At 38.4% G+C, this 25,599-nt stretch carries 30 protein-coding genes and 6 pseudogenes; 14 read left to right on the top strand and 22 right to left on the bottom strand.

Annotated features, from left to right (window positions below):
• Window positions 1-13: 13 nt before the first annotated feature.
• The 6 genes from yqeK to NYE56_RS12515 are packed head-to-tail and all read right to left on the bottom strand — an operon-like array spanning window position 14 to window position 3,911.
• Window positions 14-574 carry a bis(5'-nucleosyl)-tetraphosphatase (symmetrical) YqeK gene (gene yqeK / locus NYE56_RS12490; RefSeq protein WP_268550201.1) on the bottom strand — a complete coding sequence of 187 codons (561 nt, stop codon included), beginning with the start codon at window positions 572-574 and terminating at the stop codon, window positions 14-16.
• Window positions 564-1,133 carry a nicotinate-nucleotide adenylyltransferase gene (locus tag NYE56_RS12495; protein WP_014477393.1) on the bottom strand — a complete coding sequence of 190 codons (570 nt, stop codon included), beginning with the start codon at window positions 1,131-1,133 and terminating at the stop codon, window positions 564-566. The genes yqeK and NYE56_RS12495 overlap by 11 nt, the downstream gene beginning before the upstream one ends.
• Window positions 1,134-1,144: 11 nt before the next feature.
• Window positions 1,145-1,435, bottom strand: a complete 291-nt coding sequence (gene yhbY, locus NYE56_RS12500; protein ID WP_003226133.1) for a ribosome assembly RNA-binding protein YhbY — start codon at window positions 1,433-1,435, stop codon at window positions 1,145-1,147.
• A complete protein-coding gene (aroE, locus tag NYE56_RS12505) occupies window positions 1,429-2,271 on the bottom strand; it encodes a shikimate dehydrogenase (protein ID WP_014477395.1) in 843 nt (280 codons plus the stop codon). Before aroE ends, yhbY begins: the two co-directional genes overlap by 7 nt.
• Before the next feature lie 17 nt (window positions 2,272-2,288).
• Complete coding sequence (gene yqeH, locus NYE56_RS12510; RefSeq protein WP_003229966.1) at window positions 2,289-3,389, bottom strand: ribosome biogenesis GTPase YqeH; 1,101 nt, start codon at window positions 3,387-3,389, stop codon at window positions 2,289-2,291.
• A 3-nt stretch (window positions 3,390-3,392) separates the two neighbouring features.
• On the bottom strand, window positions 3,393-3,911 hold the full coding sequence (locus NYE56_RS12515) for a YqeG family HAD IIIA-type phosphatase (protein WP_003226126.1): 519 nt from the start codon (window positions 3,909-3,911) through the stop codon (window positions 3,393-3,395).
• Window positions 3,912-4,271: 360 nt separating this feature from the next.
• On the opposite strand from NYE56_RS12515, the gene NYE56_RS12520 reads away from it, so the two are divergent.
• A complete protein-coding gene (locus NYE56_RS12520; RefSeq protein ID WP_003226124.1) occupies window positions 4,272-4,412 on the top strand; it encodes a sporulation histidine kinase inhibitor Sda in 141 nt (46 codons plus the stop codon).
• A 305-nt stretch (window positions 4,413-4,717) separates the two neighbouring features.
• On the opposite strand, the gene NYE56_RS12525 is transcribed toward NYE56_RS12520, so the two are convergent.
• Window positions 4,718-5,449, bottom strand: a complete 732-nt coding sequence (locus NYE56_RS12525) for an SGNH/GDSL hydrolase family protein (protein WP_003229964.1) — start codon at window positions 5,447-5,449, stop codon at window positions 4,718-4,720.
• A 251-nt stretch (window positions 5,450-5,700) separates the two neighbouring features.
• A pseudogene (gene cwlH / locus NYE56_RS12530) lies at window positions 5,701-6,453 on the bottom strand (N-acetylmuramoyl-L-alanine amidase CwlH).
• A gap of 186 nt (window positions 6,454-6,639) precedes the next feature.
• Between cwlH and NYE56_RS12535 the strand changes: the two are divergent.
• Window positions 6,640-7,266, top strand: coding sequence for a TVP38/TMEM64 family protein (locus NYE56_RS12535; RefSeq protein WP_268555554.1), 627 nt, complete (start codon window positions 6,640-6,642; stop codon window positions 7,264-7,266).
• 18 nt (window positions 7,267-7,284) lie between these two features.
• Here NYE56_RS12535 and gnd read toward each other — a convergent pair whose 3' ends face one another.
• On the bottom strand, window positions 7,285-8,178 hold the full coding sequence (gene gnd, locus NYE56_RS12540; protein WP_341283917.1) for a phosphogluconate dehydrogenase (NAD(+)-dependent, decarboxylating): 894 nt from the start codon (window positions 8,176-8,178) through the stop codon (window positions 7,285-7,287).
• A 251-nt stretch (window positions 8,179-8,429) separates the two neighbouring features.
• Between gnd and NYE56_RS12545 the strand changes: the two genes are divergently transcribed.
• A complete protein-coding gene (locus tag NYE56_RS12545) occupies window positions 8,430-9,152 on the top strand; it encodes a YqeB family protein (RefSeq protein WP_268555556.1) in 723 nt (240 codons plus the stop codon).
• Between the two features lie 32 nt (window positions 9,153-9,184).
• On the opposite strand, the gene nucB is transcribed toward NYE56_RS12545, so the two are convergent.
• The gene (gene nucB / locus NYE56_RS12550) at window positions 9,185-9,595 is read right to left on the bottom strand and encodes a sporulation-specific Dnase NucB (protein ID WP_268555557.1); all 411 of its coding nucleotides are present in this window, start codon (window positions 9,593-9,595) and stop codon (window positions 9,185-9,187) included.
• 195 nt (window positions 9,596-9,790) lie between these two features.
• Here nucB and NYE56_RS12555 point away from each other — a divergent pair.
• Window positions 9,791-10,141, top strand: a pseudogene (locus NYE56_RS12555) (sigma-70 family RNA polymerase sigma factor); the annotation flags it as partial.
• A gap of 27 nt (window positions 10,142-10,168) precedes the next feature.
• Here the strand turns inward: NYE56_RS12555 and spoIVCA are convergent.
• On the bottom strand, window positions 10,169-11,629 hold the full coding sequence (spoIVCA, locus tag NYE56_RS12560) for a site-specific DNA recombinase SpoIVCA (protein ID WP_341284397.1): 1,461 nt from the start codon (window positions 11,627-11,629) through the stop codon (window positions 10,169-10,171).
• Window positions 11,587-11,765 (bottom strand): annotated as a pseudogene (locus NYE56_RS12565) (hypothetical protein). The gene spoIVCA and the pseudogene NYE56_RS12565 overlap by 43 nt, the downstream one beginning before the upstream one ends.
• 547 nt (window positions 11,766-12,312) lie before the next feature.
• Between NYE56_RS12565 and NYE56_RS12570 the strand changes: the two are divergent.
• The 3 genes from NYE56_RS12570 to NYE56_RS12580 all read left to right on the top strand — a co-directional run bounded on the left by NYE56_RS12570 (window position 12,313) and on the right by NYE56_RS12580 (window position 14,133).
• Complete coding sequence (locus NYE56_RS12570) at window positions 12,313-13,074, top strand: MBL fold metallo-hydrolase (protein WP_341283918.1); 762 nt, start codon at window positions 12,313-12,315, stop codon at window positions 13,072-13,074.
• A 46-nt stretch (window positions 13,075-13,120) separates the two neighbouring features.
• A complete protein-coding gene (locus tag NYE56_RS12575) occupies window positions 13,121-13,534 on the top strand; it encodes an ester cyclase (RefSeq protein ID WP_341283919.1) in 414 nt (137 codons plus the stop codon).
• A gap of 170 nt (window positions 13,535-13,704) precedes the next feature.
• Window positions 13,705-14,133 (top strand): OsmC family protein, encoded by a 429-nt coding sequence (locus tag NYE56_RS12580; protein ID WP_341283920.1) that lies wholly within the window; start codon window positions 13,705-13,707, stop codon window positions 14,131-14,133.
• Window positions 14,134-14,407: 274 nt separating this feature from the next.
• Here NYE56_RS12580 and NYE56_RS12585 read toward each other — a convergent pair whose 3' ends face one another.
• The 8 genes and pseudogenes from NYE56_RS12585 to NYE56_RS12620 all read right to left on the bottom strand — a co-directional run bounded on the left by NYE56_RS12585 (window position 14,408) and on the right by NYE56_RS12620 (window position 19,029).
• Entirely contained in the window at window positions 14,408-15,184 is a 777-nt protein-coding gene (locus NYE56_RS12585) for a sulfite exporter TauE/SafE family protein (RefSeq protein ID WP_341283921.1), read from the bottom strand.
• A gap of 63 nt (window positions 15,185-15,247) precedes the next feature.
• Window positions 15,248-15,475 (bottom strand): sulfurtransferase TusA family protein, encoded by a 228-nt coding sequence (locus NYE56_RS12590; protein ID WP_268477860.1) that lies wholly within the window; start codon window positions 15,473-15,475, stop codon window positions 15,248-15,250.
• 33 nt (window positions 15,476-15,508) lie between these two features.
• Window positions 15,509-16,643 (bottom strand): annotated as a pseudogene (locus NYE56_RS12595) (MBL fold metallo-hydrolase).
• Between the two features lie 31 nt (window positions 16,644-16,674).
• Window positions 16,675-17,070 (bottom strand): DsrE/DsrF/DrsH-like family protein, encoded by a 396-nt coding sequence (locus tag NYE56_RS12600; protein WP_014114508.1) that lies wholly within the window; start codon window positions 17,068-17,070, stop codon window positions 16,675-16,677.
• Window positions 17,071-17,090: 20 nt separating this feature from the next.
• Window positions 17,091-17,648, bottom strand: coding sequence for a sulfurtransferase TusA family protein (locus NYE56_RS12605; protein WP_341283922.1), 558 nt, complete (start codon window positions 17,646-17,648; stop codon window positions 17,091-17,093).
• Window positions 17,649-17,711: 63 nt separating this feature from the next.
• Window positions 17,712-18,080 (bottom strand): rhodanese-like domain-containing protein, encoded by a 369-nt coding sequence (locus tag NYE56_RS12610; RefSeq protein WP_341283923.1) that lies wholly within the window; start codon window positions 18,078-18,080, stop codon window positions 17,712-17,714.
• Window positions 18,081-18,119: 39 nt separating this feature from the next.
• A pseudogene (locus NYE56_RS12615) lies at window positions 18,120-18,602 on the bottom strand (DsrE/DsrF/DrsH-like family protein).
• A 166-nt stretch (window positions 18,603-18,768) separates the two neighbouring features.
• Window positions 18,769-19,029, bottom strand: coding sequence for a metal-sensitive transcriptional regulator (locus NYE56_RS12620; protein ID WP_341283924.1), 261 nt, complete (start codon window positions 19,027-19,029; stop codon window positions 18,769-18,771).
• A gap of 353 nt (window positions 19,030-19,382) precedes the next feature.
• Between NYE56_RS12620 and NYE56_RS12625 the strand changes: the two are divergent.
• The 7 genes and pseudogenes from NYE56_RS12625 (at window position 19,383) to NYE56_RS12655 (ending at window position 24,595) form a co-directional block, all read left to right on the top strand.
• Window positions 19,383-19,794 (top strand): annotated as a pseudogene (locus NYE56_RS12625) (Lrp/AsnC family transcriptional regulator).
• A gap of 345 nt (window positions 19,795-20,139) precedes the next feature.
• Entirely contained in the window at window positions 20,140-21,267 is a 1,128-nt protein-coding gene (gene rapE, locus NYE56_RS12630; protein WP_087961317.1) for a response regulator aspartate phosphatase RapE, read from the top strand.
• A complete protein-coding gene (gene phrE, locus NYE56_RS12635) occupies window positions 21,257-21,391 on the top strand; it encodes a phosphatase RapE inhibitor PhrE (RefSeq protein WP_014114495.1) in 135 nt (44 codons plus the stop codon). The genes rapE and phrE overlap by 11 nt, the downstream gene beginning before the upstream one ends.
• 109 nt (window positions 21,392-21,500) lie before the next feature.
• Entirely contained in the window at window positions 21,501-21,914 is a 414-nt protein-coding gene (locus NYE56_RS21330) for a CDI toxin immunity protein (RefSeq protein ID WP_017696292.1), read from the top strand.
• 114 nt (window positions 21,915-22,028) lie between these two features.
• The gene (locus tag NYE56_RS12645) at window positions 22,029-23,756 is read left to right on the top strand and encodes a T7SS effector LXG polymorphic toxin (protein WP_341283925.1); all 1,728 of its coding nucleotides are present in this window, start codon (window positions 22,029-22,031) and stop codon (window positions 23,754-23,756) included.
• Window positions 23,756-24,310 (top strand): SMI1/KNR4 family protein, encoded by a 555-nt coding sequence (locus NYE56_RS12650; RefSeq protein ID WP_046663661.1) that lies wholly within the window; start codon window positions 23,756-23,758, stop codon window positions 24,308-24,310. Before NYE56_RS12645 ends, NYE56_RS12650 begins: the two co-directional genes overlap by 1 nt.
• Window positions 24,311-24,448: 138 nt before the next feature.
• Complete coding sequence (locus tag NYE56_RS12655; protein WP_009967791.1) at window positions 24,449-24,595, top strand: hypothetical protein; 147 nt, start codon at window positions 24,449-24,451, stop codon at window positions 24,593-24,595.
• On the opposite strand, the gene NYE56_RS12660 is transcribed toward NYE56_RS12655, so the two are convergent.
• Both NYE56_RS12660 and NYE56_RS12665 read right to left on the bottom strand, forming a co-directional pair.
• Window positions 24,592-24,954 (bottom strand): hypothetical protein, encoded by a 363-nt coding sequence (locus NYE56_RS12660; RefSeq protein ID WP_003229947.1) that lies wholly within the window; start codon window positions 24,952-24,954, stop codon window positions 24,592-24,594. The genes NYE56_RS12655 and NYE56_RS12660 overlap by 4 nt on opposite strands.
• Window positions 24,955-24,969: 15 nt before the next feature.
• Window positions 24,970-25,449: a hypothetical protein gene (locus NYE56_RS12665; protein WP_004399085.1), complete on the bottom strand. Its 480-nt coding sequence runs from the start codon at window positions 25,447-25,449 to the stop codon at window positions 24,970-24,972.
• Window positions 25,450-25,599 lie beyond the last annotated feature (150 nt).

Below are 25,599 nucleotides of genomic sequence, written 5' to 3' on the forward strand. Positions count from 1 at the left end.
AAATTCCTCCTGTTCAGCTGCCAGACACAAGCCAGTTATACGTTAAAAATGTGTCTGGAAAAACCGGTTGATTTTTTTTCATAAGAAAAACCATTGTATTTTTAATGGACTGAATCAGTGCTTGATTCAAATCTGTCTCAGCAAGCTTACGCACCTCATCGACACCGGGAAATGCCCGGTTTGGCTCAATGTAATCGGCAACGTAAATGACTTTTTCTAAAAGTGTCATGCCGGGGCGCCCTGAGGTATGATACCTAATGGCGTCAAGAATGTCTTCATCTTGAACCCCTGCCTCTCTTTGGACCAAATAAGCGCCGACCGGAGCGTGCCAGAGCTCCGGATTATGATCCAATAAATGCGCAGGCATTTTTTCTCGCGCAATAATTTGTTTCATTTCTTCTTTCGGGCGGAATTTGGCGTAATCATGAAAGATCGCCGCTGTTTCCGCTTTTTTAGAATCTGCTCCAAAACGCTCCGCAAGTTCGATCGCCGTGTTCATCACGCCAATCGTATGGATATATCGGTGTTCGGTCAATTGCTGCTTAACGCATGCAAGTGCCTCCTCACGATTCATATAAACCATTCTCCTCTACATACTTCTTCACTTTATCAGGGATTAAGTAGTCAGTGGGCTTCTTGCTTTTAAACCGTTCCCTTATCATAGTTGATGATACCTCAAATTCCGGAACGTCTGCAAAGAGAAGCGGATAAGGGGTTTCAACATGAAAACCGGGGCGCTTTACTCCAATAAATTGAATGAGGTTCAGCAGCTCGTCCAGCTTATACCATTTCGGCAAATATTCAATCATATCAGCGCCGATAATAAAGAACAGCTGATCATTTGGATAACGCTGCTTCAGTAAAGAAACGGTATCAAAGGTATATGATGGCCCTTCTCTTTCCATTTCAACAAGCTCCAGCTTAAAGGACGGATTAGATTGAATTGCAAGCTTTAACATTTCCACGCGATGAAAGCTGTCGGTATAGTCTTCGTCCTGTTTATGGGGCGGAATTTGATTAGGCATAAACCAAATTTCATCAAGCCCCGCCTGGTACAGCACCTCATTCGCCATTAAGAGGTGACCATTATGCGGAGGGTCAAACGTGCCTCCGAAAATTCCGATTTTCTTCATTTCAACCACCTTTAAGGAAGCTCGATTTGTTTATTTTCCTTTGATTCCTTATATAACACAATCGTATTGCCGATTGTCTGCACCAATTGAGAGCGGCTTCCTTTTACAAGAGCTTCCGCTACATCGTTTTTATCCTCTTCGCAATTCTGAAGCACGCTGACTTTAATCAGCTCTCTCGCTTCAAGCGCCTCAGCAATTTGTTTAATCATGTTGTCGTTTACTCCGCCTTTACCTACTTGAAAAATCGGCGTTAAATGATGCGCTTTTGAACGCAAAAAACGTTTTTGTTTACCTGTTAACATTCTGTTCCTCCTAATTTTCCTATTACAATAGATCTCATTTTTTCAATATCAGGCTCTTGTCCAGTCCACAATTGGAAAGACAATGCTGCCTGTTCAACAAACATGCCCACACCATCGAGTGTTTTCAAGCCTTTTTGGCTTGCTTCTTTTAAAAGGGCCGTCTGTATTGGATTATACACGATATCACATACGACGGCACTGCTCGCGGCACGCTGTAATGAAAGCGGCACATCGTCCACGTTCGGATACATGCCCACAGACGTTGTATGGATGATAACATCATACTGCCCAAGACGTTCTTCTGCTTCTTTTATGCTTAATACTTCTTTATTGTGAAACGAGGGAGTAGCTTCTGTAAGCCGCTTTGCTTTTTCTAACGTCCGGTTGCAAATGTCAAATTTTTTCGGGGTATTTCGGACAATTGTTGTAAAAATGGCTCTCGCCGCTCCGCCAGCGCCGATCATTAAGAATGACAGTTCAGAGATGGGCTTGTCTAATACCTTCATTAATGACTTCACGAAGCCTTCCCCATCGGTATTGTATCCGACAAGCTTATCTCCCTCTCTTCTGACCGTGTTTACGGCACCGATCACTTTTGCACTCTCATCAATATGATCCAGATAATCCATAATGGAAACCTTGTGCGGAACAGTCACATTGATTCCTTGTACGCCTAGAGCTCTTATTCCTTTTACCGCATCCTCCAGATCATTCTCTTCTACCTTGAAGGCATGATAATGTCCGTCAAGCCCGAGGTCTTTCAATGATGCGTTATGAATATCAGGAGACATAGAATGGCCAATCGGATTTCCGATAACCCCGTACAGCTTTTTCATACTCCTCTCCCCTTTTCTTAAATTAATGAACGCCGAACAAATACATGAACGCCTTTTGGCGCGTATGCAGTTACCTTTTTATCGGCGTCATGGACAGTAACCCAGCCTAACCCAGAGAAAACGATATCTGTCTTTTTGTCTTTTATCGTAAACGTATGGGCGACCAATTCCGGAAACTCATCCATTTCATCTTTACCCGGAGGTGTGAGCAATTCCCCTGCATGCTTTTCATAAAGCGCGTCTGCATTTTCAAGTTTTGTTCTATGAATCATCAGCTCATTCGGCATATAGCAAATAAAAGGAGATCTTTCCCCAGACACATAATCAAACCTTGCAAGTCCGCCAAAATACAGTGTTTGCTGATCATTAAGCTGGAATGTGCGAGGCTTCAGCTCCTTTTTAGGAGATAATATTTTCAGATCCTTTTTATTGACATAATGCGCCATTTGATGGTTGTTGATAATTCCCGGTGTATCATAAAGCGATGAACCGTCATCCAGCGGGATTTCAATCGCATCAAGGGTTGTGCCAGGAAATTGGGATGTTGTAATAATATCTTCTTCACCTGACACTTCTTTAATAATCCGGTTAATAAAGGTTGACTTTCCTACATTTGTACATCCGACAACATAGACGTCTTTTCCGTTGCGGTAATGCTCAATCGCGTCAATTACTTCTCTGATTCCCTGGCCGCGTCCCGCACTGACCAAAAATACGTCAACCGGTTTTAAGCCAAGCTCTTTCGCTTCACGCTTCATCCATTGGATCAGACGCTCTCTTTTCAGTGACTTAGGCAAAATATCCGCTTTATTGCCAACTAATAAGATAGGGTTTCCCCCCACCAAGCGCTGCAGCCCATTAATCCAGCTGCCGTTAAAATCAAAAATATCAACAATTTTTACGACAAGAGAGTCCGTTTCTCCAATACCGTGAAGAATGTTCAAAAAATCATCATCAGTTAAGGAGACATCTTGTATTTCATTATAGTTTTTCAGTCTGAAGCAACGCTGGCAAATCACATTTTCTTTCGTAAGCGATGCAGGCGGCGCGTACCCCAAACCTGTTTTGTCCTCGGTTTGGATCGTAACTCCGCACCCGATACAAACAACCTTTTCCATTTCTTACTCCTCCCACTGAATGTGCCCTTTTCGTTTGAGAGCACTCAGTATTCTGCGTTCGACCTGGCGGTTAAAGCGCGTAATGAATCCGTCAGAGGAAGCGACTGGCACGACCAAAATCGTATGGTAGCCGTTTCGGTTTCCCCCGAGTACATCGGTCAGCAGCTGGTCTCCGATGACAACGCAGTCCTCTTTTTTCAGCTCCATATTGCGCACCGCTCTATTAAAGGCTTTACCCATCGGTTTTCTTGCTTTATAGATGAATGGGATTCCAAGCGGTTCTGAGAAAAGTTTCACTCTTCTTTCGTTATTATTAGAGACAATTGTCACTTTAATGCCGTGTTCCTTCATTTCTTCAAACCACTCGATCAATCGCGGCGTCGCGTTCGGCCTGTCCCATTCAACAAGCGTATTATCCAGGTCAGTAATAATTCCTTTTACATTTCGTTCCTTTAATTTCTCAGGTGTAATATGAAAAATATTTTTTACAAACTCGTCAGGTAAAAAAAACTTTTTTAACAAAACCCGCACCCTTCCCTTTTCTTTCTTTCAAAATGATTGTCGAAAAAAATCGAACTTGCGCCTAAAGAAAAACTGAGCAAAAAAATTTCGACAAAAATTGGGTTTCTTCACCAGGTGTGGATAAATTTACACACACTATCCACTCTTACCACATCACTCTTTAGACAAATTATAAACACGATACTCACAAGTTATCCACTTTTTGGTGTGGATAACAGAACGATTGTTCTTATATGCATTTCATGGTAGATTAAAGATAACTTCAACCTCAGATGAACGCAACTTATCATTGTATGCGTTAAAATCATGAATGATTCCAACTTTTAAGGAGGTGCCTCTCCCATTAATTGGGTTCCTAGCATGAGAAAACTGTCTGATGAATTACTAATAGAATCTTATTTCAAAGCCACCGAAATGAATTTAAACCGTGACTTTATCGAGTTAATTGAAAACGAAATAAAAAGAAGATCGCTCGGACATATTATTTCCGTATCTTCTTAATAGGAACTTGTCTATTTTTTCCGGGCGTATTTCCTTTTTTTACTCAGATGACTGATATTATATCACTTTGGCTGCGCGCTTTACTACTATTTTCAGCAAAAAACACCCCTAAAAAGAGGTGTTTTAAAGGGCCGGTTATTATGCTAACCAGTATATGCCGCCCACAACCAGGAGAACAACAACTAAAACAACAATAAAAGCGTATCCATATGCTCTGCCTGCGCCATACATGTGAAGCGCCTCCTTAATAAGGTTTTATAACAGCCTATGTAGGAGAAATAAATCGGACTAGGCGGTTGTCCGGCTCAACGCTGCAGAATCTGCCCATCTTGTATTCCTTCATATACGATCCTTGCCCCTTTAGGTGTCATATGATTTCCAGAAGGATCTATTAAACCAGATTGGATAAGCGCTTCATCAGTTGCTTTTCCGCCGTCTGCTTCTATAAAATGCTTCCAGTTATCTACAAGAGGGACATCCAGGCGCTTCGACACATCTCTTGTAATATCGTTATATGAGTTGTGCCATTTCCTTGCTCCGCCTTTTGGTTCAAAAGCAGCTGCTTGATATCTGGAATAGTAAAACAGATGATGCTTCCCATTACCTTCTATAATTGGGATACACGTCATTAAGATAGGCTTGATCCCGTGTTTTCTGCTTTCTTCAATAAAATAAACCAGATTTTCTCTAAAACGCTGCTTCGACACTCTCGGTTTCCCCTCAGTCAGTATGGCAGCGTCATTGGTGCCGAACATAATAAACAAATACTTCGGTTTTTGATCCAGCACATCTGTCTGAAATCGGAGACGGGCATCCTCTGTCGTCTGTCCGCCGATTCCCGCATTGAGTATATCAAGGTTACCGCGCTCAGCTGTTTTTAATATATTGACCCACTGCTGTGCTTTTGGATAATCGCGATAATCCCAATTAGAGCCACGCGTATTGCTGTCACCAAATGCTACAACGTCTTCGTATCCCCTTCCCTCGCATCCTGCTGTAACGAACAGCAGAAGGAAAAGGATGATAAAATGTTTCATCTTTACACCCCCAAAAGCCTCACCTTAATGTTATACCTCTGTTTCTCTTCGTTCAATGAAGAGTTTTTCACTATCACTGTTTTTTCCTATAGTTAACGTGTCCCCCTCAGTGAATATCATTCTGCTTTCATTGCGGCGCAGCTGATGATTTTTTAAAATTCCCTTCTTTCCAATCTGAAAAACACACAAACCAAAGAAAAGAAAATAACCTGAATCCGCACCGGGAACAGGTTATCCGTTAAATCCTGCATTTACTTTAACTTCGATTTAAGCTTGGCCTTTGTTTTTGGCCCATAAATCCCGTCTGCAGTTAATCCGTTCATGAGCTGAAAACGCTTGACGGCATTCGCTGTTTTCGGTCCGTAAACTCCATCTATGCCATTGTTTTTGGCTCCCTTATCAGGGTAAAAGTGAAGTGCAGCTAAAGCCTTTTGCAGCTGGAGAATGTTTGTGCCCTTTCGATAAGGCGAAGTGAGCTTTATAACCCCAGACGGCAGAGGATATGATGGTGAAGATTCTTTTGGAGGTGTATCCGAGGAAGAAATTCCGTTTATAAAAGAGTTTCAGTGGTTCAAGAGTTTCCGCGGACATTCTTTCCCAGACCATTTTTTGTGGGGAACAACACGATTTAACGGAATATTGTTTTCCTTCATCAGCTTTCTGATCAGCCACTGGGCATTTGATGTTGCTTTTTCAAAATCGCCGTCAGCATTTTCGCAGATTTCAATCCCGATCGATTTGCGGTTTCCTGTCCCGTTTGTACCGTCTCCCGCATGCCAGCCGTTTTCATCTATCGGGAGATGCTGATAAATGACTGAATCGTCAACTGTAAAATGCCAGCTTTCGGATGTGTTCGGGTTTTTCACAAAATTGGCGTGCATTTTCGCATCAGCGCCTTTTGCTGTATTCGCTGTATTATGCACCGTAATATAAGCAGGCGTCATCGAATAGCCAGGACGATTATCATTTGATAGCGGTATAAAATCCTTTTTTATGGTAACCATTTCTATCCCTCCCTATTATTAAGAATGCAGAAAACAGAGAGATGGACAGCCTTTTTTATGAGGTAAAAAAGAATTGTGTTCTTAACCTGGTTTTCAGTTGAACCGCTGAAATGGCACCAGTTATACTAATTTAGATGACGGAGGTTTTGGCTCCTGACATCACCTAAGTTGGGAGTGACCATAGACATGTTAAAAAAAGTAATAGGTATACTTGTGATTATCGCTATTATTGCAGTCGGTTTTTTTCAGAAAGAAGCTTGGCTTGATGCAATCAAAGCAAGAGGGATGTTTTCCGTTTTATTTAGTGTGCTGCTGATTGCTGCCGATGTTTTTTTCCCAATAGTGCCGTTTGCTTTGGTTGCTGCTTTAAATGGCGCAGTGTTCGGGACTGCAAATGGAATTTGGATTACACTGACCGGCTCAATGCTTGGTACTATATTGCTGTTTTTTCTCGCCAGGTACAGTTTTAGAGATTGGGCCAGAAAAAAAGTTCAGGCCTACCCTGCCATACAAAGCTACGAGGCTTCCTTCAACAAGAACGCTTTTACCGCTGTTTTATTAGGAAGGCTGATACCAGTCATACCTTCCCTTATAATGAATGTGATCTGCGGTCTGAGCCAGGTTCGCTGGCATGTTTTTTTCTTTGCTTCTTTAATAGGGAAAATCCCCAATATTGTTGTTGTCACTATTGCAGGCGCCAATTTCACCAGCAATAAATTATTGTCTATCAGCATTTACGGTGCATATATTCTGATCATCATGCTGGTCATTTATAAAAAGTTCCCTCATCTTCTGAAGGTGCCAAAAAAATAAGGAGGCTTGTTGGCCCCCTTACTTTTTTTCTGTCGCATGGCCTCCAAATTCATTTCGAAGCGCAGCGACCACCTTTCCTGTAAACGTATCGTCTGTTAAAGAACGGTATCTCATCATCAGTGACATGGCGATGACCGGAGTTGCCATCTGCAGATCAAGCGCGGTTTCCACAGTCCATTTTCCTTCACCTGAGGAATACATAATGCCCTTGATCTGATCCAGTTTCGCATCCTTAGCGAAAGCTCGCTCAGTCAGTCCCATAAGCCAAGAACGAATGACAGAACCATGATTCCACACTCTGGCAACCTTCTCATAGTCAAAATCAAATTGGCTGTTTTCAAGCACTTCGAATCCTTCACCAATCGCGGCCATCATTCCATACTCAATTCCATTATGGATCATTTTTAAAAAATGTCCGCTTCCCGCTTCACCAGCGTATAGATAACCATTTTCGATGGCGGTATCACGAAAAATCGGTTCCACAATCTCCCATGCTTCATGATCGCCCCCCACCATAAAACAGGCTCCATGCCGTGCGCCTTCCATTCCGCCCGACGTTCCGGCATCGAGATAATGGATACCCGCTTCTTTCATTTGATTGTAGCGGCGAATTGATTCTTTATAATGAGAGTTTCCAGCTTCGATAATCATATCGCCTTTACTTAATAAAGGTGATACATCACGCAAAACAGCATCGACAATGCCATGCGGTACCATAACCCATAGGATACGCGGCGGGTCTAATAAAGAAATTAACTCTTTAAGATTCGTTGTCCCCTCAGCCCCGTATGCTTTCAGTTCATCAACAGCCGCTTGATTTACATCATATCCAACCGCTTGATGATTGCGGTCAATGAATTGCTTTCCTATGTTTATGCCCATTTTCCCTAAGCCGATTAATCCGATTTTCATATCTGTTCCTCCTGATTGTCTAAAAAGCCTTTACTCTTTATGTTCCCTTTGGATTGTATTGTGATACGCAGAAAACAAATGGGGCTTACATCGTCTGCGCATGTAAATTTTATTTTTCATGACTGACTGTGCCTGCCAGTTCTATTACTGAATCTCTTTATATCCATAATTATCGCTTTATCCTTGATTTACCATCAATTTAAGTTAAAATATGGGAAGGAATTCGATATTTTCAGTAAAAAGAAGGTGATATGTTGCAGAATCAATCTCATACTCTTATTGGAGTTACGAAAACCGCTGTATTTTTTTTATACGCTGCACTTGCAATCATCGGTTTTGCAATCGGGTATTTTATTCCGCAGATTGCGAAATGGGCATTATCCCTCCCCTGGATCCCTCTTGAAGGACCGCTTCGGCTCATTACCTCTTTTCAGGGATCTACAGCTTCATTTATCACTGCTCTTCTCGGTATGTGTGCGGGGATTTGGTTGGCTCATTCTGTTATTGCAATGCTGCTGTCTGTCAAAATTACAAATCGCACAGTGGAATTCATCAAAGGAAAAAAAGTGCAAACAATTCATTCCGATGACATCGCTCTTGTATTTATGGATCACAAACGGCTTGTCCTCCTGGGAACAGCCGGATATGAATTGGTACGGGAAGAAATTGATGAAAAACCAGTAAACGTTGAGAAGGCCTTTAGACAGCATCATTACGAATGGGCAACAGATGGTGATCCGTTTAAAGATCAATTTCGCCGATGGATTCCTGATGCACCAGACCTATCGCAAGGCGCCCATGCCTTATTAAAAGCTCGTCACAAAGCGCTGCAGGACGAAGAAAAAGACGATATTGAAGAATTCCGTCTCGAACTGGCACAGCTGGGCATCGTTGTACGGGACGAAGGCACACGCCAATATTGGCGAAAAGCAGAAACCTATCCCCCGAAAATTCAGCTCGGCGAAGGATTGTAACAACAGAGGCTCAAGAAAGAGCCTCTTCTTTACTACTGCACAATAAACAGCACTCTGGTACCGTCAGGATAGCTGCTCATTCGATTCCCTACCCACGAGCCGGCGCCGCGATTATCAGAAGGCGTCACATATCGGACATCAGCCCCTGCGCCGCCTTCCTCGCAGACCGCCATCGGCCACTCATCCCGGTCATAGCCCGGCTTGGTCGGGATTCCCTTTAAAGATTCCTCCCGCCTTTTGTCTGCTCCATCTCTGTCAATGGTACAAATATCTGGATGTCCCTCTGCAATTGCATCTCTAATATGACTGCCGGTTTCCGGATAACGAGACAGCGGAAAATATAACACTTTGTCATACGAAGATGCGCCTTGGATCTGTTGCGGAACCATTAAACAAAGAAGAACTGCTGCAGCAAGAAACAGGCCTGCCATCCATTTTTTCATTCCCATCCCCCCATACCTTTGTTCATTTCAATGTATGGGCGCTTGATAAAGATTATTTTTAACATTTGAAGTTAGTATGCTGCTTACAAAAGCCGGACTCCCCCGCGAGAAATTTCCCGGTACAGACACAGACAGCCTCCCGGTCACATACATTTACATATAGGCTTTTGCCTACATACTTTTGTGGAGGTGACGATGGTGACAGGTGTTTTCGCAGCGCTCGGCTTTGTTGTTAAAGAGCTTGTCTTTTTAGTATCTTACGTGAAAAACAATGCCTTTCCACAACCGCTCTCAAGCAGCGAAGAAAAAAAATACTTAGAGCTCATGGCTAAAGGGGATGAACATGCCAGAAACATGCTGATTGAGCATAATCTTCGCTTGGTCGCCCATATTGTGAAAAAGTTTGAAAATACAGGTGAGGATGCAGAGGACTTAATCTCCATCGGAACGATCGGGCTGATTAAAGGAATTGAAAGCTATTCCGCTGGTAAAGGGACAAAGCTGGCGACGTATGCTGCGAGGTGTATTGAAAATGAGATTGTAATTACAAAAGGGGGGTGCATACACCCCTTTTTAATACGTTTCAATATATACGGTGTCAGAATCCACAACGGTAACTTCTTTCACAATAAAGTTAACAATTGTTTTTTTATCTTCAAGAGTTAAGTTATCTGCACCGATTGATTGAAAATAGTCGACAGCTCTTTTTAGAGCATTTTCACTTGAGCTTGTATCATCCAGGACTTTCATTTTTGATTGAATTTCGCTACACTTTTCAGTAAGCTGGTTTTGCTTTTTTTGCAATTCAATAATCTGTGCTTTAATTTCATCAATATCTAAATCATCGTCATCGCTTAGGCTGATTAGCGTTAAAAGACGCTTGCGGCCTTTTTTTGTTTTCTCTATCTCTTTTTGAATAAGTTCTAATTCATCAGAAAGGTGATTTGACTGTTCAATCTCTTTAAAAGAAGCATATTTTTGAGGATTGGTGATGAATTTAAAAATCTCACCCCATACATGCCGGTTTAATTTATTCTCAGACATTTCTTTTCCGCAGCCGCGGTCCTTTGCTCCAGAATAATTTTTCCGGCATGTATACACATAGTAGTCTTTACCGTGTGATTTTCTTTTCTTCCCTGTCATGGTATTTCCGCATTTCCCGCATCTAACCAAACCCGATAACAAGTAATTGTGAGGGCTAATACTCAAGTGTTTTCTTTTACTTTGACCTAAGAGTTCTTGAGCATAATCCCATTGTTCGGCTGGGATTATTGCTGGGATTGAAACAGTGATTTGCTCTTCTTCAGGTCTTATTTTAATTATAGATTTGTTTCCTGCCTGTTTTGAAACATAGGAACCCTCTGTATCATATTTATACTGTTTATGTTCACCCTTATAAGAAGAGTTCATTAATATCTGTCGAACAACCTGCCTGTGCCATACTTTGGCGCCTTTTTTTGTTTTAATCCCCATCTGGGTTAAATGTAGAGCAATACCATTTACTCTGCCAAAAAAAGGGCTTTTATGATCGGTGAAATAGTTGAAAATCATCCGAATGATTTTTGCTTCCTCTTCTAATATCTCAAGAGTTCTTTTCTCTTTAACAAATTTATAGCCATATAGTTTGGAATCTTTAATAATCATGCCTTTTTTCATTTTTTGAAGTCGGCCGCTTGATGTCCGTTCTTTGATTTTGGCTTTTTCAAATTCTGAGATTGCTCCACGCATAGCGAAAAATAATTGCCCTTCAGGAGAATTGGCGTACTCACCATTTACAAAAATCAAGGGTATGTTTCGCTTTCGCAGTTCATCATCAATAATAAGCTGATTCATTAATTTCCGAGAAAGACGGTCAGGATCGTAACAAATGACTTGACTTATAAGTCCTTTGCTTGCATCCTCCCTCAAGCGATTCAAAGCCGGTCGTTCTAAAAGCTCTCCAGAAAACCCTTCATCTGCATACTTCAGCACATCCTTAGTCCCTGCTTTCTTTATGCAGGCCTCGATCTGGCTGTCGATGCTCGATCCCTTGATCGCTTGTTCCTCGGTCGATACCCTTACATATATTGCTATCACCCTGGATCTCCTTCCTATAAAGTTTTATTAAATAATGATAGCAATCGTTAATGCATTTGTCAGCTTGAGGTCCCTCGATAATAATTACCTTCATAAAATGCATCACCCCTTGGGTAATGCTATGTAAAAGGTGTTTGTCCTAATGAGGTAATTTTCAATATGAAAACAGATAAAAAACCGCTAGTTTGGACCATCGGTTTTTTCCAGAAATTTATTACATCCAATAGGCCCTCAATAAGTGGATGCTTATGTCGATTACAAAAGCCTATTATTTCAAGCATTTGAATTCATTCATTTCACTTATTTATATCATTTTATATTCATTTTGGACACAAAATGGGCATTGTTTTTAGGAAATATACAACCACTAATATTGTAGTATGCACATGTCACTGGTGTCTGAAATAGTCATTTCATAAATACTACCAAGTTAGTATATCGACATGCACTTGAGACATGTCGGTTAAAGTAAACCAAAATTAATACTTATTGCCCCTACATAATTTCTTCTTTGTTCCGTTTCCTTTTATTAAGGATTTTCAAAAATCAAGTTAAATTGCAAAAAGACTTGATTTGTTCCATGTATTTATTTAGTTGCTGTAGGTAAACTATACATATACTAAAGAAAAGGAGTTTTACACATGAATATTCAACAAATTCGTAATGCCACACTTGTAGTCGAATATGCAGGCAAAAAGTTTTTAATAGATCCCATGTTAGCTGAGAAGGGGGCTTACCCTCCATTCCCAAATGCGCCAAGACAAGATCAAAACAACCCTTTGGTTGAATTGCCAACATCTGTTGACAATATTATTAAAGATATTGATGCTGTTATTGTTACTCATTTACATTACGACCATTGGGATGAGGCTGCTAAAGAGTTGTTGCCAAAAGATATCAAGCTGTTCTCCCAAAATGAAGAAGATGCAACAGAAATACGAAATGCCGGATTCAAAAATGTAGAGGTATTAACAAAAGATACAGTCTTTGAAGACATTCAATTGATTAAAACAAAAGGCGAACACGGAAGAGGAGAAATTTTAAAACTTGCAGGTCTTGTTTGCGGTGTTGTCTTCAAACACCAACGCGAGAAAACATTATATGTAGCCGGAGATACAGTATGGTATGATGCCGTTCAGGAAGAGATTGATACACATCAACCAGAAATTATTGTCGTAAATGGCGGAGATAATCAATTCTACGAAGGCGGTTCTCTCATCATGGGTAAAGAAGATATCTATGAAACATATAAAGCTGCTCCAAATGCAAAAATTATCGTGAGCCACATGGAAGCTGTTAACCATTGGGGATTATCAAAAGAAGAATTAAAATCCTTTATTAAGGAAAAAGGAATCGCTTCTGATGTTTTAGTGCCTGAAGATGGCGAATCATATTCATTTTAATCTAACACATGAGATGAAGTTTTAACTAAGGGAGGGAGCGTTCATTATGTCCGTTGAAAACAATAAAGAATTAGTGCGTCGTTACTTTGAAACGATTGAACAAGAAAAATACGATGACTTAAAAGACTTTTGCCATAAAGACTTTGTATTCTATCCACAATTAGATACACCGTATCCAGGTGTAGAGGGTTTAATTGAATCAGAAAAGAAAAACTTTGATGCTTTCCCAGGTTTCAAAATGCCAATTAAAGCAATGGTAGCTGAAGGCGACCTTGTTGCAGTTTATTTTATATTTGAAGGCAAGCATACAGGTATTCCATTTGCTGGAGTTTCTGCAACGGGAAAAACCGTTAAATTCTCTCTTATGATGTTATTACGTATTGCTGACGGTAAAATTATTGAGCATAGATCTCATGTAGATGTGCATGATATTCTCCGCCAGCTAAACAGTGATGCCTAAAACTTTAAAAGCTTGAAGTGTGTCTAGTTTTGATTTATCAATGTATGTAGTTAGAAGACCCTTCTTTTGAGGGTCTTCTTTTATCTAAAACGATCTCAATAATTTCAAATTTCTCGGAGTTCAATAAAGCAAAGGAAAAATTGCAAAAATTACTTAAGGAAGTGTTTATTTTGAAATCAAATGTTAATATCGTTTGGAAGAGTGGTTTAAAAGGGAACGGATTTCTTGAAACAGAGTTTCTAGATACAAAGATTGCTATTCCTGCTGAATTTGGCGGAAGTGGAAATGGAGCCTCTCCAAAAGAGATTCTTGTAGCATCTGCAGCAGCTTGTTATACCTCAGTTCTTGTATCAATGATTGAATCAAGGTATCTTCCTGTTGTGGATTTGACTGTAAATTCTGAAGGAATTAATTCTGATGATGAATTTAAAATCATCCACTATCCTCATATTGTTTTATCCGGAAAAGCAACAGAAAAACAAATTCAAGCATCCAATAGAATATTTTCACTTGCAGATAAAGGATGCACTGTAGGAAACTTATTAAAAAAAGCTGGTGTCAAGATTGAGATACAAGGAAATATTTCTTCTACTAACTAGTTTGAAGTATTGATAACTAAAAGGCAAAAAACATTCTGATCAAAAGTAATACTATTTTTTTATATTGTTTTTAGATCAAGCAATTGCTTGGTCTCTTTTCTATCTAGCCTGTTTTATGTATTCTCTTCTTTTCTACATATTATTATGACACCATTAATCCCTCATTCAAAATACTCGCATCCTTAGCGTCTTAACATAAAAAAAGAAAGACCAACGTTTGAAACTGTCTGTTGGTCTTTCTTTTTATCTCACCCTTAAGAAAGTCAATCTATTTTCATAGAATATCTAACCAAATTTTAACGGTAGTCACTAAAATCAAAAGAGCTAAAATCCATTGCAGAAACTTAGTCTCTACCTTTTGTCCAACTATTGCACCTATAGGAGATGCAATTAAACTAGCAATAATAAGAACCAGAGCTGGTACAAAAAGCACCTGACCTGTGATCACTTTTCCAACTGTTGCTCCAATAGATGAAAGAAATGTAATCGCTAGAGATGAAGCGACGGTGATTCTTACAGGAATATTTAAAATCGATAACATAATGGGGACTAGGATAAAGGCGCCGCCAGCTCCTAAAATACCCGATACGCCGCCAATGATAAAGGCTATGGACGAAGCTAACCATTTATTAAATATCACTTCTTCGCCTTCTTTATGTGCTTGTCCTCTTTTAGGTATCAACATTAAAATAACCGCTATAAGAGCCAGAATTCCGTATATAAAGTTAATTCCTTTTTCAGATATGAAATGAGAAAAGTAACTCCCAAATACACTCCCTATAAGAATACTGCTTCCCATGTAAATGATTAATTTTTTATTTAAAAACCCGCTCTTACGATAAGCCCAAACACCACCAAGTGTCGCAAAAAAAACTTGAATAGCTCCTATCCCTGAAACTTCATGGGCTGTTAATGACAACACTCCCACTAAAGAAGGAATGTACAATAACATTGGATAATTAATAACAGATCCGCCAATACCAATCATTCCAGAAATAAAGGAGCCAATAAACCCTATGATGAAAAGAGTGATAATAAAGGCAATGTCCATTTAGGTTTCCTCCTTTTCAAAGGAAAAAGGGGTATCTTTTTATTCGATACCCCTTCATATTAATTAGCCTTTTTTAATCCAGAATTTTAGTACATCACCTTCTTCAGTTTTCTCTAAAAGGTCATGCCCACCTGATTTAGACCAAGCCGCTAGATCACTTTTGAATCCTTTATCCGTTGCATGTACTTCTAATATTTGACCTGATTCTAATTCATTCATCGCTTTCTTTGTTCTGACGATTGGCATTGGACATGCCAACCCTTTTGCGTCTAATACTTTATCTGATTTCATGTTCATCTCTCCTCTTTTTAATAGGAACTTATATTACCGTATTGCACAGCGGTTTGGACCAATCTCCATTTCACGCTGTTTTTCTTCATCTGGGCTGATTTTCCCCATGTTTGTTTCTCGAATCTCTTGGTATGCATTTGGTTGCGGAGGCAAATGATCTGTTACTAGGTGTCTGAATTTTGTTTCATCCGCAATGTTCAAACCATGGTTCTCGGCAAATAATGTACTTAGTTTTTTACCAACACTTCCGTCTTCATTTAACTCATCAATGATCATGAAGTGTGCCGGTAATACAATTAAATCCTTTGATAACGCTTTGTAACGTTTATAAAGGGTTTCTCTTAAATCTCCTACCCAATCTTCTGCCATACCGGCTAAATCAGGTCTGCCGATTGAATCGATAAACAAGATATCACCTGAAAGGAGATACTGATCATCGACAATGAAAGAAGTGGAGCCAATGGTATGTCCAGGTGAATAAATTGGTTGAATTTTAATCGTCGTTTTTCCAATGATAATGTCATTTCCTTCTTCCAACGGCTGATAATCGAATAACACTTCTTCAGCATCTTTAGGCGGTAACCAGTAGGTTGCTCTTGTTTTTTCAGCAATCACTCTCCCCCCTGAAATATGGTCTGCATGGAGATGGGTATCAAATACGTGAGTAATTGTTGCACCCTTCTCTTTAGCAAAATCTAAAAAGACATCCGCCATACGTGTAGCATCTACTATGGCTGCTTCTCCATTGGATAATATCATGTATGATAGGCAGCCTTTCCCAATTCGAACAAACTGATAAATTTCCCCACCATCTTTTAAATCCCCGACTTTTACTGGCTCTAAATGTTCACTCCATGCTTTCATTCCGCCTTTAAGATAGGATACAGAAAGACCTGCTTCTGAAAGCATCTCGGATACCATTACTGATGAACCTTCTTTTGCGCAAACGACTAGCACTTCTTTATCAGAAGGAATTTTCTCTAGCATATCTTCTACGCCATCTAAAAGATCGAAATAAGGAACATTCAAATGGTCAAAGTCATGCCCTTCAATCTTCCAATTACTAAAATCATTTTCATTACGCACATCCAAAATAAATAAAGGTTCATTGTTAAAGATTTTTTTTGTCACTTCTTTTGGGGTCATTGCCTTTACAGTCATGTTTCAATGCCTCCTATATCGAATTTTTTTTAACGGGACTAAAATGTTAAGGATACATCAGCATCTTTAGCAAAATCTAAAAAGGTGACAGCCCCGCCTACTTCAATTCCTTCTACAAAATCATCTTTTGTTAAACCCATAACGTCCATCGTCATTTGACAACCAATAAATGTAACACCCATCTCTTGTGCCATTTCAATCAGTTCAGGAATAGACGGCACGTTTGCTTTCTTAAATCCTTCCGCGAAGTGTTCTTTTCCTTTCGGCATTTCTAATTCTTGATGTGCTTGCTTATGAATTAGATTTAATCCCTCGAATGTAAAGAAGATAGATACTTCTTGATCACTTGCTGCTGCCGCAGTCGCAATATTAAATACCTTATAAGCATCAAATAGACCACCATTTGCCGCAATAATCGCTACTCTTGTACTCATTTGTTCATCATCCTTTTTATTTATTCTGTTTTACCTGTCCAATCACGCATACCAGGGACAACATTAATCACCTTTTTAAAACCTTGTTTTTTCATCGTTTGGGCTGCCATTTCACTTCTTCTTCCAGAATGGCAAATGATATAAATTTCATCATCTTTGTTTAACTCGTTAGAGCGCTTTTCTACTTCACCAAGAGGGATATGCACAACTCCCGGGATATGAGCGTCTTCATACTCATCTACCTCTCGGACATCTAAAATGTTAAGCGGCTCGTCACTTTCCACTTTCTGTTTGAAAGCTTCTAGTGAAACCTCAGGAATAGAAGGTGCGCTTTCTGATGAATGCACTCCTCCTTTACGAAGAAAATGATGAAGTATTTCTCCCTCTGTTTCAGTACCTAGATATTCGTGACCTGTGCTATTTGCCCATGCTTGCAGATCTGCTGTAAATCCTTTGTCTGTTGCTTGAATTTCTAATACTTCACCAGCTTTTAAATCCTTCATCTTCTTCTTCGTTTTTACAATGGGCATTGGACACGTCAAGCCTTTAGCGTCTAACACAATATTTGCCTTCACCATTTTTTCCTCCTTTTCAAATAGGGGTGGGGGTATATAAATATACAAAAAATAATATCTAAGGTTTTATGGCCATGTATTCATACCACCTTTAATATTTGTGATATTTTTAAATCCTTGTTTTTTCAATACCTTGCTCGCCTTTAGACTTCTCATTCCACTTTGACAAATAACAAAAACTTCTTGGTCTTTCGAAAGTTGACTTGTTTGATGAGCCAATTTTGACAAGGGAATATTTTTGAACTCTTTAATATGCCTTGTACGAAATTCATGAGGTGTTCGTACATCGATAAACTGTTTTCCTTTATTTTTCAGCTCTGACTTTAAATCAGTAGTTGTTATTTGTTTAACACCTTGCACTGGTAAAAAACGTCGAAATACAATCCAAAGTAAAAATAAAATAAGTAAGGTATTGATGATAACGCCACTATTCATTGTGTTTCACCTCCTTTATTTAATTTGCAATTGGTAACATTAAATAAATAAGTTGACACTGCCTTCTTCAGCATCTGCTAAATAAGCGGCTACACCAGCATAGTCGATTTCATCTAATAGTTCTTTTTCCTGTAAACCAAGAAGATCCATTGTCATCGTACAAGCTACAAGCTTTACACCCTGTTCTTGAGCCATCTCAATCAACTGAGGCAACGTAAGTGCATTATGCTTTTTCATCACATTTTTAATCATTTTAGGGCCCATACCTGCAAAGTTCATTCTAGATAAACCCATCTTATCAGCACCACGAGGCATCATCTTTCCAAACATTTTTTCAAGCAATCCTTTTTTCACAGGAACCAGCTCTTCTTTACGCAAAGCATTTAATCCCCAAAAAGTATGAAAGATCGTCACTTCATGATCGTAGGCAGCAGCACCATTTGCAATAATATAGGCTGCCATTGCTTTATCGTAATCCCCACTAAATCAGACAATTGTTGTACGTTTTGTTTGTTTTGTCATGTTTCTCCTCCTAACTAAATTACCCCAAGGGGTATCTGGGATTCTAAAAATTTTTGAATGAAAGATATACAATTACGCAATCAGTTAAATCTATATACCCATGGGGGTATATTATTACACAAATAAAAATTCGTCAACCTTAAAGGATTATAGGTTGATGAATTTTTTATCGACTCTTTACCAATAAGTCGACTGCTTCTTTTACTAAATTTTGTGTATCTTCACCCTTTTCTAAATTTTCACGAACACAATGTTCAAGATTTGTGCTCACAATTAAACCCAATGCTCGGTCGATAGCATTACGTGAAGCTGCTAATTGGGTCACAACCTCTCTACAATCTTTTCCTTGCTCCATCATAGTCAATACACCTTTAATTTGTCCTTCTATCCGGCGTAAGCGATTTTTAATCTTTCGATCATACTCCATATGGATGAAATCCTTTCTTTAATTTATTTGAACATGTTACCAACTCATAACATTCCACATGAATACCTTTAAGCTTTAGGAAAGGAATTCCTAAATTCAGTTCTACCCTATCATGAGCTATTATGTGTATTTTATCACGTTGTATCTTTGAATAAAAACATTTAGATACGCATATGGAAGAAATCAAGTCTTGTTGCAGTTTGACTTGATTTTTGAAAGTGTGTATCTTATATGTTTAACAGGTGTATTATATCCATTCGAATGGGGATATTATGTAATTTAAAAATACCAAGTAAATTCTTACCGCATTTAAAAGTGATTGGTATAGTATACCTAGGAAAGGATTTGATTTTATGTTGGATCACACTGATATAAAAATATTAGAAGAATTGTCCATAAATAGTCGCATAACAATGAAAGATAGGAGAGAAAATTCATTTAACAGGACAAGCAGCTGCGTCGAGAGTTGCTAAATTAGAAGATACCGGGGTAATTGAAGGTTATACAATAAAAGTGAATCAAGCTAATTTAGGGTGTTCTATTCACGCCTTAATTAACATCTACACAAAAAGTACTTATCATCAGCCTTATCTTTCATTTATAAAAGAACAAGAGAAATTTGTTATCAATAACTATAAAATAAGTGGAGATGGCTGTTATCTTCTTGAATGTAGATTTCCATCTAATGAATTGTTAGATCAATTTCTGATGAGCTTAAACAAACATGTAAATTATAAATTGTCTATTGTTATTAACAAGTTGTAGCAAGTACCGTTAGCCAGTAATGCTGCCTCTAGTCTGCATTTTGTTCACTCAGGGCACAATTTCAGCAATCTTAAATGAAGAGGAATGGATTATTTCCCTTCCTCTTTATGCACCAACTCGATCTGCGGCAATTTTGAAACCACCATATGAAGCCCTGTCTTCATCTACGATAATGAGCTAATCCTCAAAACCACTTAATTCACCATCGAGAGATTTTCCATGAGAACTAAAAAGTTATTGCGGTCTCACCGAAAATTTAAATTGCGGTGCCCTATTGCCTTTTTCCGCGAAGGAAAACTTGTTAATATTTACATTACTAGTAGAGTTAAGGGAAGGGTGAATATCTTGATATCAATCACATCAGCTGAAGTGGGAATGAAGATTAATGAATGGCATAGGCATATTCAAAAATTCAACGTAACTGATGCTGAAATGTTAAAAGCTGAAATCGAACGTGATATAGAGGTTATGGAAGAAGATCAAGATTTGCTTATTTATTATCAATTAATGGCCTTTCGCCATAAAATTATGTTGGAATACACGCTGCCATCTGATGAAAATCGAATGGAACTTTCAGAATATTTAAAGAAAATTGAAGGGCATAAGAAGAAGCTGGACAATATGCGAGCGTATTATTATAACTTCTTCCGCGGGATGTATGAGTTTAGAAACGGTGAATACACAAAGGCCATTACATATTACAAAAAAGCTGAACGCAAAATTCCAACGATCTCCGACAAAATTGAAAAAGCTGAGTTTTATTTTAAGTTATCCGAAGTCTATTATCATATGAAAATGACTCACATCTCAATGCACTACGCTGAACTTTCATACAATATCTATAAGAAACACGAGCTTTATTCTGTTCGGCGTATTCAATGTCATTTTGTGATTGCCGGCAACTACGATGACCTTGAAAATCATGAAAAAGCTCTTCCCCACCTTCAAGAAGCTTTAAAAGGTGCCGAGCTGCTTAAAAGTAAAAATACTCACATCTATGCCACTGCATTTTTCAATCTCGGCAATTGCTATCACAAAATGGACAACCTAAATAAGGCTGCACGTTATATCGAACAAGCCTTGGTTCAATACAGAAAAATAAACTCTGACGTACTTCCGCAAGCTTATCATGACTTAGCATTGATTTATTTTAAACAAGGCAAAAAAGAACAAGCAATGGATTGCTTCCGCAAAGGAATCAGAAGCGCCATAGACTTTAAAGACGAACTTTTTATGAACTTATTTGAAGCATTAGACGTTCTTTATATAAGAAATGGCGATACACCTAAACTCCTCAACATTTTTTCTCGTTTAGAGAACGGCAAAGGATACCCTTATCTGGAAGAGCTGGCATTGTTAGGAGGCAACCTTTTCGATTATAATGGAAAAATAGAGGATAGTATCATCTGTTTCAAGAAGATGGTATATGCTCAAAAGCAAATATCGAAAGGGGAATGCATGTATGAAATCTAAATTGTTTATCAGTTTATCCGCCGTTTTAATTGGACTTGCCTTTTTCGGATCTATGTCTAATGGCGAAATGAAGGAAGCATCCCGGAATGTAACTCTAGCACCTACTCATGAATTCCTTGTTTGATTCGATAAACAACATTAGTTCTGATTCCCTTTAGCCGTTTCATAACGGCTTTTTCTTATTTCTAATACTGAAAAAATCCATCATACATAAAGCTTTTGAGGTGAACATTTTGGACTTATTTGATGAATGCTTAGAAGCTTTAGGGAAAAACAAAGAAATCTTATCAGAAGAATTAACGGCAAAATATTATGAACTGCTTTCAAACAGTTTTCCCTTTACATCTTGGGGACGAATCAAGTGGGAAGAAGTTTGTTGTCATCAATCTATAGTTTACGAGGAAGAAATTTACGATTGGCTAGCTAAACACCATTTTAAAGATAGGAACATTATTATTCTTTGGGGTTACGGAGAACAGCCAGCATTAAAAACCAGTCTTGAGCATGCGTTAAACGTAATTGATGATGTAACTGCCGTTGGATCAGATACTTTTATGTTTAGTGAATCTGGCTACGTTATCGAATTTTTTCATGATGGCGATGTTACAATTGGAAAGTCCCCTTTCATTGAAAGGATTAGCAAATAGGTAAAATGACACAGATCGAATGATTCATTTCCACCATTTGATCCACACAACAGTTAGTTTCATCATTCTTCCATGGTAATATTTTGTTATACGATTAAATGAGAGGGTATGATTATGAAAGTCTTTGAAGCTAAAACACTTATGTCAGAAGCTACAGACCGCGCCAAAGAATATAAAGAACTAAGGACGCAAATGGTCAACTTGAGAAAAGCTTTACAAAGCGTCGCTGAACTGGACGACAGCGAATTCTCAGGTAAAGGCGCTAATAACATTAAAGCATTCTATCACGATCATGTTGGTGTGACTGATCAATGGATCGATTACATTGACATGAAAATTGCATTCTTTAACAGCATTGCTGGAGCTATCGAGGATAAAGGTCTCTCTGACGCGTACGTGGAAGAATCTTTTTTAGAACATGAACTGGCTAACGCCCATCAAAAATCAAAATCCATCATGTCTGAACAGAAAAAAGCCATGAAAGATATCCTAAACGATATCGACGACATCCTCCCGCTCGACTTGTTTTCAACAGAAACCTTCAAAGATGAGCTTGCAGATGCCAACGATAAACGCAAAAAAACAATTGAAAAACTAGGTGATCTTGACGAAGATTTACTGACAGAATATGCCCTGTCAGAACCTAATGAACAATTCATCAAGTCAGATTTCCAAAAGCTCCAAGAAGCAACGGGCAAAGGCAAAAACGCTACGCCCATCCACTACAACGCCAAGGCGTACCGTGAAAGCGACATACATAAGAAAAAAGGCGATATTGAGAAACGTACAGAAGCTTATTTGACGATTAAGAAGAAAGAAGAAAAAGAACGGGAAATCGAAAAGCTGAAAGAAAGACTGAAAAATTACGACTATGCTGATGCAGATGAATTCTATTCAATGGCTAAAACTATTGGTTACGATAACCTAACAGAGGATCAGCAAAGATATTTCACACAGATTGAAAACACACGTGAGTTGATGGCTGGAGCCAAAGGTACTGTTACAGCTCTTTATGATATGACAGCTGAAACATTAGACTATATGGCACACAATCATCCTGTCGACATGCTTATTAATTCTGCAGTTGCAGTTTATCACTATGATTCCACATTTAATTCAATTAAAGATGCAATTTTAACCTCCTATGTAAGAGACGTAAAGAACGGTGACACAGAATCAAAGGCTCATTGGTTTACATATGCAGCAGTAAACATCTTTGGCTTAAAAGGTGCTGGTTCAGTTGCTAAAATAGGAGTGAAAACAGCCGGAAAAGCTGCAGTCAAAAAAGTATCAAAGAAACTTGATGCAACTCCTGATCCTCTTTCAACTCTGAAACCATTTGTTATGAGAGAAGAAGTTGTGACAGTTGAGGGCTTTCCCTATAATGTTATTAACGATGTAAGTTTGAAGGATCGTTTGCTCCAATTAATTGAAGCAACCAATCCAAGGAAAAGGCTACCTAGAACTAACGGCAGATGGGAAGGAACTCCGGGTAACGGAAAATGGTATTCAGATAAACCAGAAGTTAACGAAGTTACCAAAGGGGAACCCGTTGTTTTCAAGAATGGTCGTCCTGATTTTTCTCCTTGGACAGAAGCAACAATAAAATTTAAACCAGGGGAATTAAATGGGAGCCAAGATGACTTTACTAGAGTTTATGAGAGAATTAAAGAAATGAAGGGATTTAAAAGTAATAACCAAGCAAAAGAATGGTTAAGGGATGTTAAAAAAGTAACACCTCATCATTTTGATGGGAATACTATTCAACTAGTACCAACCAAACTCCATAAAAACATTCCACATATAGGTTCAGCGTCAGATTTGAGAGGAGGATATAAATAATGAGTTTTGATGTTATTAAAAACAAATTAGAGCAATTTGATATCAAAAAATACGGTGAGAATACATATTCAGAAAGTGACGTCATTGCTATTGAATCGAAGTATGGTTTTACATTGCCGTTAGAATATAAAAATTTCCTTCTGGAGTATGGAGAGTGTGCATTTAATGAAGATGACATTTATTGCAACTCTTTAGAAGAAAACCCTTGGGTTAAAGATAAATTAATCACGGTCGATTTATTTTATGGATTAAATAATAATGATAATTCACTTGTCTACAACATAGAGGCATATAAAGAGGAATTCCCTCAAGGAAGAATTCCGATTGCAAGTTGTCCAGGAGGAAATGAAATAAGCTTAACTATCGAGGGCAATTCGATAGGAAGAGTTCATTTTTGGGATCATGAATCTACAAATGAACGAGATGCATTTTATTTGGTTGCGGAAAGCTTTACTGACTTTATAATGAGGTTTAGTAAGCAGATAAAGGATAAGTCTTTTGATGATTCCGGAATAGAATCAATGGAATTCAAAGATGGTTTTTTTGATGATTAAAATAAGATTTATCCAATAAAGATGACTTTTAAAAAGAAGAGGCACTTTATAAGCCCTCTCAACGAGAAGGGCTTATTTTATTTAATTTGAAATCAGCTGCAAATAATAGAAGAAAATGACTGAGGTAAGGAGAATTCTATGATTAATGAAGAAAAACACACAAACCCTCAAGCTAATAACAATATATTTGGAAGGATAGATACCTGGTATTCTGTTCATAGGAGTTCGAACTTGAGGGAAAATAAAGAAAGACCAGCTTATTATGTGGCTGGTCCTTATCTTTAATTAAAGAAATGGTTATGTAAAGCTTTAGAAAATCCAAAACCTTCTTCTGGTCCCTTTAACCAGAGAGAAATAAACTTTTCGAAATCCACTTCTTTTTCAATATCTTTCAAAATTCTTTTAAATTCTTCAGTAAAGTTATGAAGAGAGACCTCTTCGCCATTTTTAATCTTATCAGTGTACTGGCTCGTTAACTCTCTTAATTCTTGATACTGTTTTTCACTTAAATCATAGGCCAAAACTTGATCAAATAAGCCAAACCGATCATAATCAGCTGCTAATTGTTGGACTAACCTTAGTTGAAAAGCCTGCTTCTCGACTTTTTTTTCTAGGTTGTCAAGCCTTTCTTCTACTGTTACCAATTCAAATCACCTCAATTAAAAAGCTAAGAAAGTAAATACACTTGCAATAGTTCTAGCTGTAGAAGATTTTACACCAGCATCAATTAGATATGAGGAAACCGTGTCAATAATTGCGTCCTCCACAACGTCACCTCGTTTAACTAACTCGTCCAAAGCATCTGCTACATCATCAGTATGTTTTGCGAATGTTTTTCCTGCTGATCCACCTAACTCATCGACTACCTCACCAACAATTCTCCCACCATGTCGAAGCGCACTGGCTGTTGCCTTCATTGCTTCTTTAGCAATCCATTTTTTAATACCATTTGTGTGAAATTCACCAGATTGTTCAGTTGTATTAGTTGGTAATTCGGATAGTTTAACGGGAGTTTGATAAGTGACTTCCTGCTGTGCCTGTAATGTTACCTCTTGAGCTTTGGCATGTCCATCCAACGGAAGAACTAATGATAAAGAGAATGTTAATGCAGATGTTGCTAAAAGTAATTTCTTAAACATGAAATCAATCCCTTTCTTTTAAATTATTTACATGTAAATGATAACATTATGTTCAGACTAGAAAAATAATACTTTTTACTCAAATATTAGAATAGTTTTGAACTATCTGTAACAAAATAAACATAAGTATCTCCTTGAGAAAGATACTCA

Origin of the sequence: Bacillus sp. FSL R5-0603, assembly GCF_038050295.1 — a bacterium.
GTDB lineage: Bacteria > Bacillota > Bacilli > Bacillales > Bacillaceae > Bacillus > Bacillus subtilis.

Coding starts and splice junctions, on each gene's coding strand:
- yqeK (WP_268550201.1), bottom strand. CDS start 574: ATGAATCGTGAGGAGGCACTTGCATGCGTTAAGCAGCAATTGACCGAA.
- NYE56_RS12495 (WP_014477393.1), bottom strand. CDS start 1,133: ATGAAGAAAATCGGAATTTTCGGAGGCACGTTTGACCCTCCGCATAAT.
- yhbY (WP_003226133.1), bottom strand. CDS start 1,435: ATGTTAACAGGTAAACAAAAACGTTTTTTGCGTTCAAAAGCGCATCAT.
- aroE (WP_014477395.1), bottom strand. CDS start 2,271: ATGAAAAAGCTGTACGGGGTTATCGGAAATCCGATTGGCCATTCTATG.
- yqeH (WP_003229966.1), bottom strand. CDS start 3,389: ATGGAAAAGGTTGTTTGTATCGGGTGCGGAGTTACGATCCAAACCGAG.
- NYE56_RS12520 (WP_003226124.1), top strand. CDS start 4,272: ATGAGAAAACTGTCTGATGAATTACTAATAGAATCTTATTTCAAAGCC.
- NYE56_RS12525 (WP_003229964.1), bottom strand. CDS start 5,449: ATGAAACATTTTATCATCCTTTTCCTTCTGCTGTTCGTTACAGCAGGA.
- NYE56_RS12535 (WP_268555554.1), top strand. CDS start 6,640: ATGTTAAAAAAAGTAATAGGTATACTTGTGATTATCGCTATTATTGCA.
- gnd (WP_341283917.1), bottom strand. CDS start 8,178: ATGAAAATCGGATTAATCGGCTTAGGGAAAATGGGCATAAACATAGGA.
- NYE56_RS12545 (WP_268555556.1), top strand. CDS start 8,430: ATGTTGCAGAATCAATCTCATACTCTTATTGGAGTTACGAAAACCGCT.
- nucB (WP_268555557.1), bottom strand. CDS start 9,595: ATGAAAAAATGGATGGCAGGCCTGTTTCTTGCTGCAGCAGTTCTTCTT.
- NYE56_RS12570 (WP_341283918.1), top strand. CDS start 12,313: ATGAATATTCAACAAATTCGTAATGCCACACTTGTAGTCGAATATGCA.
- NYE56_RS12575 (WP_341283919.1), top strand. CDS start 13,121: ATGTCCGTTGAAAACAATAAAGAATTAGTGCGTCGTTACTTTGAAACG.
- NYE56_RS12585 (WP_341283921.1), bottom strand. CDS start 15,184: ATGGACATTGCCTTTATTATCACTCTTTTCATCATAGGGTTTATTGGC.
- NYE56_RS12590 (WP_268477860.1), bottom strand. CDS start 15,475: ATGAAATCAGATAAAGTATTAGACGCAAAAGGGTTGGCATGTCCAATG.
- NYE56_RS12600 (WP_014114508.1), bottom strand. CDS start 17,070: ATGAGTACAAGAGTAGCGATTATTGCGGCAAATGGTGGTCTATTTGAT.
- NYE56_RS12605 (WP_341283922.1), bottom strand. CDS start 17,648: ATGGTGAAGGCAAATATTGTGTTAGACGCTAAAGGCTTGACGTGTCCA.
- NYE56_RS12610 (WP_341283923.1), bottom strand. CDS start 18,080: ATGAATAGTGGCGTTATCATCAATACCTTACTTATTTTATTTTTACTT.
- NYE56_RS12620 (WP_341283924.1), bottom strand. CDS start 19,029: ATGGAGTATGATCGAAAGATTAAAAATCGCTTACGCCGGATAGAAGGA.
- phrE (WP_014114495.1), top strand. CDS start 21,257: ATGAAATCTAAATTGTTTATCAGTTTATCCGCCGTTTTAATTGGACTT.
- NYE56_RS12645 (WP_341283925.1), top strand. CDS start 22,029: ATGAAAGTCTTTGAAGCTAAAACACTTATGTCAGAAGCTACAGACCGC.
- NYE56_RS12650 (WP_046663661.1), top strand. CDS start 23,756: ATGAGTTTTGATGTTATTAAAAACAAATTAGAGCAATTTGATATCAAA.
- NYE56_RS12655 (WP_009967791.1), top strand. CDS start 24,449: ATGATTAATGAAGAAAAACACACAAACCCTCAAGCTAATAACAATATA.
- NYE56_RS12665 (WP_004399085.1), bottom strand. CDS start 25,449: ATGTTTAAGAAATTACTTTTAGCAACATCTGCATTAACATTCTCTTTA.